The organism is Jiangella ureilytica (genome assembly GCF_004348545.1).
Classification (GTDB): Bacteria; Actinomycetota; Actinomycetes; order Jiangellales; family Jiangellaceae; genus Jiangella; species Jiangella ureilytica.
In genome coordinates this window covers 18,551-32,579 of the sequence record NZ_SMKL01000044.1, presented here as the reverse complement: position 1 = coordinate 32,579, position 14,029 = coordinate 18,551, and the positions used below count along the sequence as shown (strand labels likewise).

Sequence of the window (14,029 nt, the reverse complement as noted above, 5' to 3'; positions counted from 1 at the left end):
GTGATGGGAACACGACGACGCCGGCTCAGCCGGCGCGGATTCCTCGGCGCGGCGGGCGCGGCCGGAGCGACGGCGGCAGGCCTGGGGATCGCCACGGCAACGGCGGGCACCGCATCCGCGGCCGGCGCGGGCCGGGCCGGCTCCGGCATCGACCTGGCGCTGGTCAACGGGCGCATCCACACGCTGGACGAGCGCGACACCGTCGTCAGCCAGGTGCTCATCCGGGACGGGCGGATCGCGCAGGTCGGCAGCATCGGCGGGGCCGGCCAGCGCTACGAGATCGTCAACCTGCGCGGCCGCACCGTCGTGCCGGGCCTGATCGACAACCACGTCCACTTCATCCGCATCGGGCAGGCCGCCGGCCACGACGTCCGGGCACTGGAGACGGCCTTCTCCATCGAGGCCGCGCAGCAGGTCATCGCGGCCAAGGCGGCCACCGTCGCGCCGGGGGAGTTCCTGACCGCGCTGGCCGGCATCGCGCCGCGCCAGTTCGGCCCCGAGGCCCGGTTCCCGAACCGGGCCGAGCTCGACGAGGCCGCGCCGGAGCACCCCGTCGTCATCGCCACCACCGGGTCCGGGCAGGCCAACACGCTGGGCCGGGACCGGCTGCGCGCGCTGGGCGTCACCGTCCTCGACGACGGCACGGTGCCCAACCAGCTGAACGCCTACACCGCGCTGGCGGCGTTCATCACCCAGGAGACCAAGCGGCGCGAGCTGCTCAGCGCCGCCGACTACGCGCTTTCGCTGGGCCTCACCACGTGCATGGACGACCACGGCTCGGCCGGCGGCCCACCCGGCACGCTGGACCGCGTCACCGGGCACGACCACTACCTCGACCTGGTCCGCGCCGGCACCCTGCACGTGCGCACCCGGTGCCGCTTCCCGGAGCAGAACGACCCCGCGATCCTGCAGGAGATCGTCAACCAGCGCTGGCGCGAGTTCGGCTCGGACCTGCACCAGATGAGCGGCATCGGGGAGTGGGCGCCGCGCGGCGCGCACTACCAGGCGTCGCTGCGGATCATGGCCGAGCGCGGCTTCCTGTACCACCAGCACCTCATCTCGACCCAGGAGATCCAGGCGCACCTCGACGCGATCCGGCAGTTCGTCACCGAGCGCCCCGACCTGCCGTCGCCTGCCGAGCTGCACTGGAGCCTCGGGCACATCAGCGGGCTCACCGAGGCGCAGGTGCACGAGGCCAACGAGCTCGGCGTCGGTCTCGCGCCGCACGGCTGGCAGTACCTCACCGGCAACAGCGCGACGCCGAACTTCCGGATGATCCTCGACCTCGCCGAGGTGCCGGTCGGGACCGGGCTCGACGGTGCCCGCGTGGCGCCGCTGAACCCGTGGGCCGGCGTGTACTTCATGGCCACCGGCCGGCACAGCGGCGGGCAGATCGCCGGCGACGGGTCGCACGTCGTCAGCCGGACCGAGGCGATGCGGCTCTACGCCGGGCCGCAGCAGGGCTGGTTCAGCAAGGAGGAGGACCGGCTCGGCGGCATCGGCGTCGGCCGGTTCGCCGACCTCGCCGTGCTGAAGGCGGACGTCTTCGACACCCGGGCCGTGCCGGACGCGGCGGTCCGCGAGATGAGCTCGGTCCTCACGATCGTCGGCGGGCGAGTGGTGCACGACGCCGGCCTGGTGTGACCGCGCGGGGCCGGGACGGCGATGCGCCGAACAGCGCGTGGCTGCTCGGCGTGCTGCTGTCGGCGATGACGGTGTGCACGCTCATGCAGTTCGTGCTCGCCGTCCTGGCCCCGTACATCACCGAGGAGTTCGACCTGAGCCGCACCCGGTACGGGTCGGCGGCCAGCGGGCTGTTCCTCGGCGCGGTCGTCGTGTCGCTGCTGGCCGGCCGGCTGATCGACCGGTTCGGCGCCGTCGCGCTGCTGCGGACGCTCTACGTCGCCGCGGTGGGTGCGTTCCTCCTGCTGTCGGTGACGCCGAGCTGGGCCGGCGTCGTGCTGGCGGCGCTGCTCATGGGCTTCCCGCTCGGTCTGGGCAACCCGGTCACCAACGTGCTGGTCGTGACCCGGGTGCCGATGTCGCTTCGGGGCACCGCGACCGGGCTGAAGCAGGCCGGCGTGCAGGTCGGCGCCCTGCTGATCGGGCTGACCATGCCGCCGGTCGCGGCGGCGTACGGCTGGCGGGCCGCCGGCGTCGTGCTCGCGGTCGCCGCGGCGGCAGGCCTGCTGGTCGCGCTGCCGCTGCGGGCGCCGGCGGGCGCACGTGTCACCGCGGTGCGGCACGTGGGCGATCGGCCGGCCGGTCGCCGTCCCGTCGCGCTCATCGCCTACGCCGTCCTCGCCGGGGTCGCGGCCAGCGCCGTCAACGCGTTCCTGCCGCTGTTCGCGTTCGAGGAGCTCCGACTGCCGGCGCAGCGGGCCGGGCTGATCGTGGCGCTGCTGGGGCTGCTCGGGGCCGCGTCCCGGGTCGCCGTCGGTGTGCTGGGCGACCGGCTGCCGCGGTTCTGGCTCTGGCTGGCCGGGCTCGCCTACGCCGGCGCGGCGGCGACGCTGCTGCTGTTCCCGGCGATGGAGCAGCCCGGCATGGTGTGGGCGGCGGTGGCCGGCTTCGGCGCGACCGCGCCCGCCTGGCAGTCCGCCGCGATGCTCGGCCTGATGCGGGCCGGTGACCGCGACGGCCGGTCCGCCGGCGTCGTCATCGGCGGTTTCCTGCTCGGGATGGTCGCCGGGCCGCTCGCCTTCGGCCGGCTCACCGACAGCAGCGGCTACGCGGCCGGCTGGTGGCTTGTCGTCGCGGCCCTCGTCGTGGCGGGCACGCTGGCCGCCGTCGCCGCCGTCCGCTCCCGGTTCTGACGACCCCCGCGAGGCGGAGACAGCTCGGGGCCGGCGCCCCCACACCGGCCCCGAGCCATCCCCCTTCGGTGCGGTCTCGTTGTCCGTCCCGACCCAGTGCATCGGAACGCCATGGCGGCGCGGACGGGGCGAAGGTCGCCCCGGCCGGGGACCAAGGTCCTCGTCCCCAGGGACCAACGCACCGCGGGTTCCTCGACATCGTCGCTGCTCGGTGCGACACTGAGGCCGTAAGCAGGGGGTAAAAGTGTTCGAGTCGGAGCTTCTTCCGAAGCTGCCGCTCGATTCACTGCTGGCCGAGGTGCAGTCACGGTTGCAGGCCGTGGTGTCCGCGCGCGACGGGGTGCATGCGCTGCTCGAGGCCGTGGTGTCGATCGGGCGGGAGCTCGACCTGGAGACCGCGCTGCGGCGCATCGTCGAAGCCGCCATCGATCTCGTCGACTGTCGTTACGGCGCCCTGGGCGTGGTCGGGCCCGACGGGCAGCTCGCGCAGTTCATCCCGCTCGGTCTGACCGCCGGCGAGATCGCGCGCATCGCCGAGTGGCCGCACGGTCGCGGCCTGCTGGGCCTGCTCATCAAGGAGCCGGAGCCGCTGCGGCTGGCCGAGATCTCCGAGCACGCGGAGTCGTACGGGTTCCCGGAGGGCCACCCGCCGATGCGCAGCTTCCTCGGGGTGCCGATCCTGATTCGCGGCGAGGTCTTCGGCAACCTGTACCTGACGGAGAAGAACGGCGGGCGCGAGTTCGACGAGCAGGACGAGACCATCGTCACCGCGCTGGCCACCGCCGCCGGCATCGCCATCGAGAACGCGCGCCTCTACGACGCCAGCCGTAGGCGCGAGACCTGGCTGGACGCATTGGCCGAGGTCACGCAGGCGCTGCTGTCGGGCAGCTCCGTCGACGAGGCGCTGACGCTGATCGCGACGCACGCACGGACCATGTCGTCGGCGGCGTCCGCGGTGGTCGTGGCGCCCGACGACGACGGCAGCGGGCTCATGCGGGTGCTCGCGGCCGACGGCGACGGCTCGCCGCCGTTGCGGGGGGTGCGGTTCTCCGCCGCCGGGACGCTGTCGCAGACCGTTCTCGAGTCCGGCGAGCCGCGGACGGTCACTGCGATCGAGCGCGGCGTCGAGCCGGCGCCGCTGCTGGACCAGCTGCCCACAGGCCCGGCGCTGCTGGTGCCGCTGGGCAGCCGGCCCCGGGTCCGTGGCGTGCTGGTGCTGGTCAAGCGCGACGGCGACCCGCCCTTCGCCGGCGCGGCGGTGCGCATGCTGCACGCGTTCGCCAGCCAGGCCGCCGTCGGGCTGGAGCTGGCCGACGCGCGCAAGGAGGCCGAACGGCACGGGCTGGTCGACGACCGCGAGCGGATCGCCCGCGACCTGCACGACGTCGTCGTCCAGCGGCTGTTCGCCAGCGCGATGAGCCTGACGGCGGCCGCGCGGCTGATCGACCGCCCCGACGTCGCGTCGCGGGTCGAGCGGACCGTCGACGACCTCGACGCGACGATCCGGCAGATCCGGTCGACGATCTTCGCGCTGCAGTCGGCCAAGGAGGACGCTTCGGACACGCTGCGCCGCCGGCTGGTGACGACGGTGCAGGCGGCGGCCGATCAGCTGGGGTTCGCGCCCGGCCTGCAGCTGGTCGGCGAGCTCGACAACGCCGTCCCCGACGAGCTCGGCGACCAGCTGGCGCCCGTGCTGCAGGAGTCGCTGTCCAACGTCGTCAGACACGCGCACGCCCACCAGGTCACCGCGGTCGTCGAGCTGGCCGGCGGCTGGCTGCGGGTCTCCGTGGCCGACGACGGCGTGGGGCTGCCGGCGCAGCGGCGCAACAGCGGCCTGGCCAACCTCGCCGAGCGGGCGGAGCTGCTCGGCGGCCGGTTCACCGCCGGGCCGGGCGTCGCCGGCGGGACCGTGGTGCGCTGGGAGGTCCCGCTGCGGCGCTAGGGTGCGGGCGCCTTGCGTCCGCTCCATGCCCAGGAGGTCATGAGCCGACCATGGCGGCGTCGCTAGTCGCTCGGACGGTCCTTCGCCTCCGCCTTGAGAGTGGCCGCGAGCGCGGCGGCCTGAGTGCGGCGGCTCATGTCGAGCTTGGCGAGCAGGTTGGAGACGTAGTTCTTGACCGTCTTCTCGGCGAGGAACATGCGCTCGCCGATCTGCCGGTTCGTCAGGCCCTCGCCGATGAGGTCGAGGATGCGCCGCTCCTGGTCGGTCAGCGCCGCCAGCGGGTCCGCGCGCGTCGCCCGCTCGCGGAGCCGGGCGAGCATGCGGGCCGTGCTCTCGGGGTCGAGCAGCGACTTGCCCATGGCCAGCGCTCGCACGGCCCCGACGAGGTCGGTGCCGTGCACCTGCTTCAGCACGTAGCCCGCGGCGCCGGCCATGACGGCGTCGAACAGCGCGTCGTCGTCGGCGAAGGAGGTGAACATCAGGCACTGCAGCCCCGGCAGCCGCGAGCGCATCTCGCGGCAGACGGTGACGCCGTCGCCGTCGGGCAGCCGCACGTCGAGGATGGCGACATCGGGGCGCAACGCGGGGATGCGGGCCATCGCCTGCTCGGCGGTGCCCGCCTCGCCGATGACCTCGATGTCGGGCTCGGTCTCGAGCAGGGCGGCGACTCCGCGCCGGACCACCTCGTGGTCGTCGAGCAGGAAGACCGTGACGACACGATCGGAGCTCACATGACGACCGTAGTGCCCGGTAGCCGGTACGGGCATGGGACCTTGGTCCCTTCCCGGGCGCACGGACGGGCGGAACGCTGGGGACGTGGACCCGTTGACGCGTGCCGACTCCGACGGCCTCGAACAGCTGGACCGGCAGACCTGCTACGACCTGCTGTCCCGGACGTCGATCGGGCGGCTGGTGTTCACCCAGGGCGCGCTGCCGGCCATCGAGCCGGTCCGCTTCAGCCTCGACGGTCACGACGTGGTGGTCCGGGCCGAGCAGGGGCTGCACCTGCCGGCCGCGTCGCGCATGGCCGTCGTCGCCTTCGAGGCCGACGCCTACGACGAGGACACCCGCACGGGCTGGTGCGTGGTGCTGATCGGCCGCTCGCGCGCTGACGGCGACCGGGTGCGGATCATGCCCGAGATCGTCCGCGGCCGGCGGATCCGGTCGCTCCCGCTGGCGGCGCACCAGGACACCGCGGTCGGCTGAGCCGCCCGGCCGCGCCGAGGGCGCTGCTCACCGGTCCTGCGCGAGGCCGGTGAACGGGATGGGGCAGTCCGGGCTCCCGGCGCAGTCGCGCAGGTCGTGGCAGCCGGCGTCCAGCGCGGCGCGCAGGGTGTCGCGGATCGCGACCAGGTCGCCGATGCGCCCCTCGATCTCGCGGATCTTCGCCGCCGCCCGCTCGTGCAGGTCGGCGTCGGTGCGCGCGTGCCGGCGGCCGGTGTCGACGAGCTCGGCGATCTCGTCCAGCGTGAACCCGAGCCGCTGCGCGGCCTTGATGATCCGCACCGTCGTGACGGAGTCGGGCGGGTAGACGCGGTGGCCGCCGAGTGTGCGGTCCGGCTGGGCGAGCAGCCCCCGTCGTTCGTAGTAGCGCAGCGTCTGCAGGTTGACGCCGGCCGCGGCGGCGAGGTCGCCGCTGCGCAACCCGGTGCCCGGCCCGATGCTCACCGGGCCAGCCGCTCCAGCCCGTCGAGCACGGCGGCGTGCGCCGGCGGCACGTCGACCGTCAGCTCGCCGCCGTCGCCGAACGTGAAGGTGAAGAACGCGCAGCAGGCGCTCTCGCGGGCGGCGAGGTCGCGCGCCGTCGCCGTCACCGCCGGGTCGTCGTCGAGCCGCAGCCGCAGCCTGGTGGGCGACACCCGGCCGACGGCGCGGGCGGAGGTCCGGAACAGCGTGGCGAACTCGGCCAGCCGCAGCGGCCGATCCGCCGTGGGGAGCGTGCAGGCGTCCGGTACGAAGTCGGCGAGGATGTCCATGTCTCGACGGTAAACCCGTACCCGGGTACCGGATGCAAGCACCTCTCGCTCGGCGGCTGCGCCGCGACCCCCGGGTGCCGCGGCGGGTCCGGCTCGCGGTGCTGGTCGGGGCCTGGCCGGGCAACCCGGACCTGCTCCGCCGCCTGCTCGGCGTCACCTGACCGACTCGCTCGCCGATCAGCTGATCGAGCGATCGACGACGTCGCCCGACCCGGCCCGGCCGTTACTCGGCGGCAGCCTCGACCGGGTCTTGTACGGCGCGAATGTGAGTGGGATTCTGGGTGATCGGCTCTGGCGCCGGGCGCCCGCACCGTCCGGCTGCACCTCGATCGCAGGAGGCAGTCGTGCAACTCGGCTCGCGCTCGGCACGGTGGCTTCGAGGGCGCGACAAGGAGTGCCGGACACTTCTCGACCTGCTGCAAGCGGCACGGACGGGCGCCAGCGGCGTGCTCATGGTGCAGGGCGAGGCCGGGATCGGCAAGACCGCCCTCCTCGACTATCTCGTCGACGCCGCGACGCAGAGCCGGGTCCTCCGTGCCGCCGGCGTCGAGTCGGAGATCGAACTCGCGTACGCCGGCCTCCATCAGCTGTGCAACCCTCTGCTCGACGGGCTGGACCGGCTGCCGTCGCCGCAGGCCGAGGCCCTGGGTACGGCGTTCGGCCTGCGGTCCGGCCGGCCGCCGGACCGCTTCCACATCGGGCTGGCGGTCCTGACGCTGCTCTCCGAGCACGTGGGTGACCAGCCCCTGGTCTGCGTGATCGACGACGCGCAGTGGCTCGACCAGGCCTCTGCCGAGATCCTGACGTTCGTCGCGCGCCGGCTGGCCGCGGAGTCGATCCTCATGGTGTTCGCGGCGCGGGCGACGGGGGAGGAGCAGGCCTGGGCGGGACTGCCGCGGCTGATGGTGCACGGCCTGAAGAAGGCCGACGCCGTCGCCGTGCTGGAGTCGGTGGTCACGACCCCGCTGGACGGCCGGGTGCGCGACCGGATCCTCGCCGAGACACGGGGCAATCCGCTGGCGCTGCTGGAGCTGCCGCGGTGGATGTCGTCGGCCGAGCTGATGTTCGGGCCGGCTCAGCCCACGGCCGGGACGGTGACCAGCCGCATCGAGGAAGGCTTCCGCCGTCAGCTCGACACGCTGCCCGACGACACCCGGCGCCTCCTGCTGATCGCCGCGACCGAGCCGCTCGGCGACGTCGCCCTGCTGCGGCGCGCGGCCGAGCGCCTCGGCCTCGGTATGGACGCCGCCACCCCGGCCGAGGCCGCGGAGCTGATCGAGGTGTGGGACACCGTCCGGTTCCGGCACCCACTCGTGCGCTCCGCGATCTACCGCTCCGCGACGGGGCCGGATCGGCAGGCGGCACATCGCGTGCTGGCGGACGTCACGGATCCCGAGCGCGACCCGGACCGGCGGGCATGGCACCGTGCCCACGCGACCACCGATCCGGACGAGGACGTGGCCCTGGAGCTGGAGCGTTCAGCCGACCGCGCGCTGGCCAACGGCGGGCTGGCCGCGGGCGCCGCCCTGCTCGAACGGGCCGCCCGGCTCACTCCCGATGAGGCCGGCCAGGTCGAGCGCGAGCTCAAAGCGGCCCAGACCATGGTGCACGCGGGCGCCGTCGAGGACGCGCTGCGCCTGCTCGGGCTGCTCGACCACCGGTCCCTGACCGAGCTGCAGCGTGCTCGCGCCGAGGTGCTGCGCGCCCAGGTCGCGTTCGCTTCCAGCCGCGGCCACGAGGCCCTTCAGCTCATGCTGGCCGCCGCACGCCGGCTGGAGCCGCTCGACCTCGAGCTGGCGCGCGACACCTACGTCAGCGCGCTCGAAGCCACGCTGTTCGCCGGGCAGCGGTGGGGTGAGCCCGTGGCGGTCGAGGTCGCACGGGCAGCGCGAGCGGCGGCACTCCCGCTCCGCACGCGTCGAGGTGATCTGTTCCTCCAGGCGATCGCCGTGCTCCAGGAGGACGGCTACGTGGCCGCGGCGCCGCTGATGCAACGTGTCGTCGCGGCCTTCGACACCGACGACCTCGCCGTCGAGGAGACCCTGCGGTTCCTGGCGCTCGCGAGCGAGCTCGCCGTCGACCTGTGGGACCTGCCCAGGTGGGTCTCCTTGTGCCACCGCCACATCGGGCTCGCCCGCGAGTCCGGCGCCTTGAGCGCGCTGCAACTCGCCCTGAGCAGCGCGGTCTTCACGCACCTCTTCACCGGCGAACTCGGCGCCGCGGCGGCGCTGCTCGACGAGGCCACCGCTCTGGCCGAGGTCGCCGGAACCGCGCTGCATCCGTACGGCGCGATCGCCCTGGCCGCCTTCCGCGGCGACCAGCAGCACGCGCGGCCGCTGATCGACATGGCGAGGACCGACGCTGCCGCCCGCGGTGAAGGAATGGTCGTGGCGCTCACCCACTGGGCCGGCGCCGTGCTGTGCAACGGCAACGGTGACTACCCGGCGGCGCTCGCCCACTGCCGTGACCTCCTCGAACCGGCCGAGCAGGACGGACGGGTGACGCTGGCGCCCACTGGGATCCAGCCGAGCACCTGGGCGCTGGCCGAGCTGGTCGAGGCGGCCGTCCGGTGCGACGATCTCGCGACCGCGGCGGCCGCCGCCGCACGGCTTGCCGAGGTGGCCGCGGCCAGCGGTACCGACTGGGCGCTCGGCGTGTCGGCTCGATGCGCGGCACAGCTCGACGCCGGAGATCGGGTGGAGAGTCTCTATCGCGAGGCGACGGACCGGCTCGAGCGCACCGGCGCCAGGGTGGACCTGGCGCGGGCACAGCTGCTCTACGGCGAGTGGCTGCGCCGTTCGAGCCGCCGCACCGACGCGCGCGAGTTCCTGCGGCCCGCGCACGCGTCGCTGGCGGCCATGGGGGTCCGGGCGTTCGCCGAACGGGCGCGCCGCGAGCTGGCGGGCACCGGCGAGACGGTGCGCCGCCGGGCGGCTCACACCCGTCAGGAACTCACCGCCCAGGAGCTGCACATCGCCCGCCTGGCCGCCGAGGGGCGCACCAACCCCGAGATCGGCGCCGAGCTGTACCTCAGCCGCCACACCGTGGAATGGCACCTGCGGAAGGTCTTCGCGAAGCTGGACGTGACCAGCCGCCGCCAGCTGCGCGACGCCCTGGGCCGGACCCTCCCCTGACGGGGTGCGCGGCGACGCGTCAGCCGACCGCCTCGACGGCCACCGGGGTCGTCATCACCCGGTGGCCGTCGAGGACGCGCACGCCGTCGCCGGTGATCTCGAACTCCGCGCTGACCGCAAGGTCCTCGCTGGAGCGGCCGGCGGCGAGGGTGAAGGCGCCCGGTTCGACGATCCGGCGCAGGTCGAGACCGGCGAACGAGGTGCGGTCGGCGTGGACGGTGAACGTCACCCGGCGCGCGTCGCCCGGGGCGAGCGGCACCCGGTGGAAGCCGACCAGCTCGCGCACCGGCCGGACCGTCTGCGCGACGTGGTCGGTGAGGTAGAGCTGGACGACCTCGTCGACCGGCCGCGTGCCGGTGTTGCGCACCGTCACCGCCACGTCGACGGCGCCGTCGGCGGGGATGGCGGCCGCGCTCAGCGCGATCGACTCGTACGCCACCGTCGTGTACGACAGTCCGTGCCCGAACGGGTACAGCGGCGCCGGGTCGAGGTTCGAGACGCCGTCGGTGCGCTGGTCCAGCGGCGCCGCGCGGTAGGTCGGCAGCGACGACGACGGCGTGCGCGGGACCGCGACCGGCAGCCGGCCGCTCGGGTTCACGCGCCCCGACAGCACGCCGGCGATCGCCGCCCCGCCCTCCTCGCCCGGGAGGAACGCCTGGACCACGGCCGCGCATCGCGGTGCCAACTCGCCGAGCGCGTACGGGCGCCCGGACACCACGACCAGCACGACCGGCGTCCCGGTGTCGAGGACCGCCGCGACCAGGTCGGCCTGCACACCCGGCAGCGTCAGGTCCGGCGCGTCGCAGCCCTCGCCGGACGTGCCGCGGCCGAACAGCCCGGCCAGGTCGCCGACCGCCACGATCGCCACGTCGGTCCCCGCGGCGAGCTCCGCCGCCGCCGCGAGCCCGGACCGGTCGTCGCCGGTGATCGCCGCGCCGGCCGCGTGCATGACGTCGGCCGCGCCGAGCTCCGAGCGCAGCGCGTCCAGCAGCGTCGGCACCGCGATGCCCAGGTCGGTGCCGTCGCCGTGCTGGGCCAGCACATGGTTGGGGAAGGAGTAGCAGCCGAGGAAGGTGCGCGGCTCGACGGCCGTGGTGCCGACGACGGCGACCCGGCCGGTCGACGACGGCGGCAGCGGCAGGGTGCCGTCGTTGGCGAGCAGGACGACCGACCGCTCCGCGAGCCGGGAGGCGAGCGACCGGTTGGCGGGGGAGTCGAGGTCGATCGCCTCCGGCTCGGCGGCGTGGGGCGTCCAGTCCGCATCGAGCAGGCCCAGCCGGCCCTTCTGCAGCAGCACCCGGCGTGCGGCCGCGTCGAGGACCTCCACGGGCAGGGCCCCGGCCCGGACGGCAGCGGCCAGTCCGGCGAAGCCGACGGTCTCCGGCAGCTCGACGTCGACGCCGGCGGTCAGGGCGAGCCGGCCGGCGTCGTCGTCGCCGGCGGCGATCCGGTGCATGTTCCGCAGGAACGGCACCGCCCAGTAGTCCGAGACGACCGTCCCGTCGAAGCCCCACGTGTCGCGCAGCAGCGTGGTCAGCAGCTCCCGGCTCGCCGTCGGCGGCACACCGTCGACCGCCGCGTACGACGCCATGACCGATCCGGCGCCGCCCTCGCGGACCGCCAGCTCGAACGGCGGCAGCAGCAGCTCGGCCAGCTCCCGCGGCCCGGCGGTGACCGGCGCGTGGTTGCGCGCGGACCGCGACGCCGAATAGCCGGCGAAGTGCTTCACCGTCGCCACCAGACCGGACGACTGCAGGCCGCGGACGTACGCCGTCGCCGTCGTCGCCACCAGGTACGGGTCCTCGCCGATGGACTCCTCGACCCGGCCCCAGCGGTAGTCGCGGACGACGTCGAGCACCGGGGCGAGGCCTTGATCGATGCCGACGGAGCGCAGGTCGCGGCCGATCGCCGCCGCCATCTCCTCGACCAGCGCCGGGTCGAACGCCGCGCCCCACGCCAGCGGTGTCGGGTAGACGGTGGCGCCGTACGCCGTGAACCCGGTCAGGCACTCCTCGTGCGCGATGGCCGGGATGCCGAAGCGCGACACGCGCATCACGTGCGCCTGGCGGGCGCGCAGGTCGGCGATCCCGTCGGCGGCGGCGACCGGCGTGGTCCCGTAGACCCGGGTGATGTGCCCGAGCCCGTACTCGAGGGCGTCGGCGAACGAGGCCGGGCCGGCCATCTCGCCCTCCATCGGCGCCACCTGGGCGTCGTCGGGCTCCTCTGACGGGCGCTGCCAGTAGCTGCCGAGCTGGCCGGCCTTCTCCTCCGGCGTCATCGCGGCGAGCAGCGCGTCGACCCGCTCCTCGAGCGGCAGGGCGGTGTCGTGCCAGGGGCCGGTGCGCGGGCCGGCCCATGTGTGAGCAGTCATCGACATCCTCAGACGTGGTGGTTTCACTTGCCGAAGCCGGCGGTGAGGCCGGACACCAAGTAGCGCCGGCCGACGATGAACGCCGCCAGGACGGGCAGCGCGGAGAGCGTGACGGCGGCCAGCACGGCGGGCACGTTGACCGCGAACTGGCCCTGGTAGGTCCACAGCGACAGCGGCAGCACCCGCACCGACGAGCTCTGGGTGAGGATCAACGGGAACAGGAACCCGTTCCAGACCTGCAGCGCCTCGTAGACGCCGACGGTGATGAGCGCGGGCCGGCTCAGTGGCGTCACGAGCGACCACAGGATCCGCCAGTCGCCGGCACCGTCGGCCCGCATCGACTCGAACAGCTCGGCCGGGATGTCGCGGACGAAGTTCACGATGATCAGCACACTGATCGGGATCGCGAAGGCGATGGCCGGCAGCATCAGCGCGAGCAGGCTGTCGTACAGGCCGAGCCGGATGATCAGGTAGTAGACCGGGATGATCGTCGCCTGCACCGGGATCGCCAGACCCAGCAGCACGACCCGCAGCGACCCGCGGGCCAGCGGCGTGCCGGACCGGACCAGGTAGTACGACGCCATCAGCGACACCGCCAGGACCACGGCGACGGTCACGACGGTGACGATGACGCTGTTGCTCAAGTAGCGCAGGAAGTCGTTCTCGAGCACCAGCCGGTATGCGTCCAGTGTCGGGCTCGACGGCGGCAGCAGCGGGTTCTCGACGTAGTAGTCCTGCTGCGAGCGCAGACTGGTGAGCAGCAGGTAGTAGATCGGCACGACGGTGACGACGAGCCAGAACAGCCCGCCGAGGGCGCCCAGGACGTTCGGGGTCTCCTTGATCGCGCGGCCACTCATCATGCCCCCGCCTGCTGGCTCTGCATGCGCCCGGATCCGGAGAGCCGGTTGAGCAGCAGCGACAGCGCCAGCCCGACGACCACCAGGAGCACGGCGATGACGCTGGCCGGGCCCATCGCGTAGCTGCGGAACCCGGTCAGGTACATGTGCAGCGGCAGGATCCGGGTCGCCTCGCCCGGCCCGCCGCCGGTCAGCACGAACACCAGGTCGAAGCAGGTCAGCGAGCCGACCAGCATCAGCGTCGACGACGTCACGATCGTGTACCGCAGCTGCGGCAGCGTCACGAAGCGGAACTGCTTGACCCGTCCGGCCCCGTCGAGCACCGCCGCCTCGTACAGCGACGCCGGGATCTGCCGCACGCCGGCCTGGTAGAGCAGCGCGTGGAACGGGATGAAACACCAGCCGACCACGAAGATCACCGCGTAGAGGGCGAGATCGGGGTTGCCGAGCCAGTTCGTGCTCAGCGTGCCGGGGGAGAGAGCCCGCGACAGGCCGAAGTTCGGGTCAAGCAGCGACCGGAACGTGATGCCGATGGCCGCCGACGAGAACAGCAGCGGCAGGAAGTACAGCACCGACCAGACCGCCCGGTAGCGCTGCCGGCCGGCCATGAACACGCCGAGCAGCAGCGCGACCGGGGCCTGGAACACGTACGACACGACGACGAACACGGCGGTCCGCCAGAGCGCGTCGATCGTCGCCTGGTCGGTGAGGGTGTCGATCCAGATGCCGACGCCGGCCCACCGCGGCGTGCCGAGCCCGTCCCACTCCATGAAGGAGAGGACGGCGACGCCGCCGAGGGGGAGGAGTGCGAAGAGGGCGAAGAACGCCAGGGCCGGCACGGCCATCCAGAACGTCGGCCCGGTGCGGGCTCTCCGCACGGCCGCGACGGGCCGTGTCGGGGCGGCCGCACCGGGCCTTTCGACTGTCCTCATC

General features: G+C 73.8%; 12 protein-coding genes. 6 read left to right on the top strand and 6 right to left on the bottom strand.

The genetic code is table 11. The features are described from left to right. The first annotated feature begins 3 nt into the window (after positions 1-3). The 3 genes from E1212_RS18810 to E1212_RS18800 all read left to right on the top strand — a co-directional run bounded on the left by E1212_RS18810 (position 4) and on the right by E1212_RS18800 (position 4,758). Positions 4-1,644: an amidohydrolase family protein gene (locus E1212_RS18810; RefSeq protein ID WP_131985232.1), complete on the top strand. Its 1,641-nt coding sequence runs from the start codon at positions 4-6 to the stop codon at positions 1,642-1,644. Next, positions 1,641-2,816, top strand: a complete 1,176-nt coding sequence (locus tag E1212_RS18805; protein ID WP_131985230.1) for an MFS transporter — start codon at positions 1,641-1,643, stop codon at positions 2,814-2,816. The genes E1212_RS18810 and E1212_RS18805 overlap by 4 nt, the downstream gene beginning before the upstream one ends. 244 nt (positions 2,817-3,060) lie before the next feature. Further along, entirely contained in the window at positions 3,061-4,758 is a 1,698-nt protein-coding gene (locus tag E1212_RS18800; protein WP_131985228.1) for a sensor histidine kinase, read from the top strand. Between the two features lie 62 nt (positions 4,759-4,820). Here E1212_RS18800 and E1212_RS18795 read toward each other — a convergent pair whose 3' ends face one another. Then, positions 4,821-5,489, bottom strand: coding sequence for a response regulator (locus tag E1212_RS18795; protein WP_238992406.1), 669 nt, complete (start codon positions 5,487-5,489; stop codon positions 4,821-4,823). 85 nt (positions 5,490-5,574) lie between these two features. On the opposite strand from E1212_RS18795, the gene E1212_RS18790 reads away from it, so the two are divergent. Then, positions 5,575-5,964 (top strand): pyridoxamine 5'-phosphate oxidase family protein, encoded by a 390-nt coding sequence (locus tag E1212_RS18790; RefSeq protein WP_203417001.1) that lies wholly within the window; start codon positions 5,575-5,577, stop codon positions 5,962-5,964. A 27-nt stretch (positions 5,965-5,991) separates the two neighbouring features. Here the strand turns inward: E1212_RS18790 and E1212_RS18785 are convergent, their stop codons facing one another. Together E1212_RS18785 and E1212_RS18780 are read right to left on the bottom strand one after the other, a co-directional pair. Beyond that, the gene (locus E1212_RS18785; RefSeq protein WP_238992405.1) at positions 5,992-6,426 is read right to left on the bottom strand and encodes a MerR family transcriptional regulator; all 435 of its coding nucleotides are present in this window, start codon (positions 6,424-6,426) and stop codon (positions 5,992-5,994) included. Next, positions 6,423-6,734 carry a hypothetical protein gene (locus E1212_RS18780; protein ID WP_131985222.1) on the bottom strand — a complete coding sequence of 104 codons (312 nt, stop codon included), beginning with the start codon at positions 6,732-6,734 and terminating at the stop codon, positions 6,423-6,425. Before E1212_RS18780 ends, E1212_RS18785 begins: the two co-directional genes overlap by 4 nt. Before the next feature lie 32 nt (positions 6,735-6,766). Between E1212_RS18780 and E1212_RS30830 the strand changes: the two genes are divergently transcribed. Beyond that, a complete protein-coding gene (locus E1212_RS30830) occupies positions 6,767-6,895 on the top strand; it encodes a hypothetical protein (RefSeq protein WP_275296189.1) in 129 nt (42 codons plus the stop codon). A gap of 183 nt (positions 6,896-7,078) precedes the next feature. After that, positions 7,079-9,868, top strand: coding sequence for an ATP-binding protein (locus E1212_RS18775; protein WP_203417000.1), 2,790 nt, complete (start codon positions 7,079-7,081; stop codon positions 9,866-9,868). A gap of 19 nt (positions 9,869-9,887) precedes the next feature. Here E1212_RS18775 and E1212_RS18770 read toward each other — a convergent pair whose 3' ends face one another. Genes E1212_RS18770 through E1212_RS18760 form a run of 3 tightly spaced genes read right to left on the bottom strand, consistent with a single transcriptional unit; the run spans position 9,888 to position 14,028 of the window. Next, positions 9,888-12,239, bottom strand: a complete 2,352-nt coding sequence (locus E1212_RS18770) for a glycoside hydrolase family 3 N-terminal domain-containing protein (protein ID WP_131985220.1) — start codon at positions 12,237-12,239, stop codon at positions 9,888-9,890. Between the two features lie 23 nt (positions 12,240-12,262). After that, positions 12,263-13,099, bottom strand: a complete 837-nt coding sequence (locus E1212_RS18765; RefSeq protein WP_131985218.1) for a carbohydrate ABC transporter permease — start codon at positions 13,097-13,099, stop codon at positions 12,263-12,265. After that, positions 13,096-14,028 carry a carbohydrate ABC transporter permease gene (locus E1212_RS18760; RefSeq protein ID WP_420814396.1) on the bottom strand — a complete coding sequence of 311 codons (933 nt, stop codon included), beginning with the start codon at positions 14,026-14,028 and terminating at the stop codon, positions 13,096-13,098. Before E1212_RS18760 ends, E1212_RS18765 begins: the two co-directional genes overlap by 4 nt. Position 14,029: the final 1 nt, after the last annotated feature.

Coding starts and splice junctions, on each gene's coding strand:
- E1212_RS18810 (WP_131985232.1), top strand. CDS start 4: ATGGGAACACGACGACGCCGGCTCAGCCGGCGCGGATTCCTCGGCGCG.
- E1212_RS18780 (WP_131985222.1), bottom strand. CDS start 6,734: ATGGACATCCTCGCCGACTTCGTACCGGACGCCTGCACGCTCCCCACG.
- E1212_RS30830 (WP_275296189.1), top strand. CDS start 6,767: ATGCAAGCACCTCTCGCTCGGCGGCTGCGCCGCGACCCCCGGGTGCCG.
- E1212_RS18770 (WP_131985220.1), bottom strand. CDS start 12,239: ATGACTGCTCACACATGGGCCGGCCCGCGCACCGGCCCCTGGCACGAC.
- E1212_RS18765 (WP_131985218.1), bottom strand. CDS start 13,099: ATGATGAGTGGCCGCGCGATCAAGGAGACCCCGAACGTCCTGGGCGCC.
- E1212_RS18760 (WP_420814396.1), bottom strand. CDS start 14,028: ATGAGGACAGTCGAAAGGCCCGGTGCGGCCGCCCCGACACGGCCCGTC.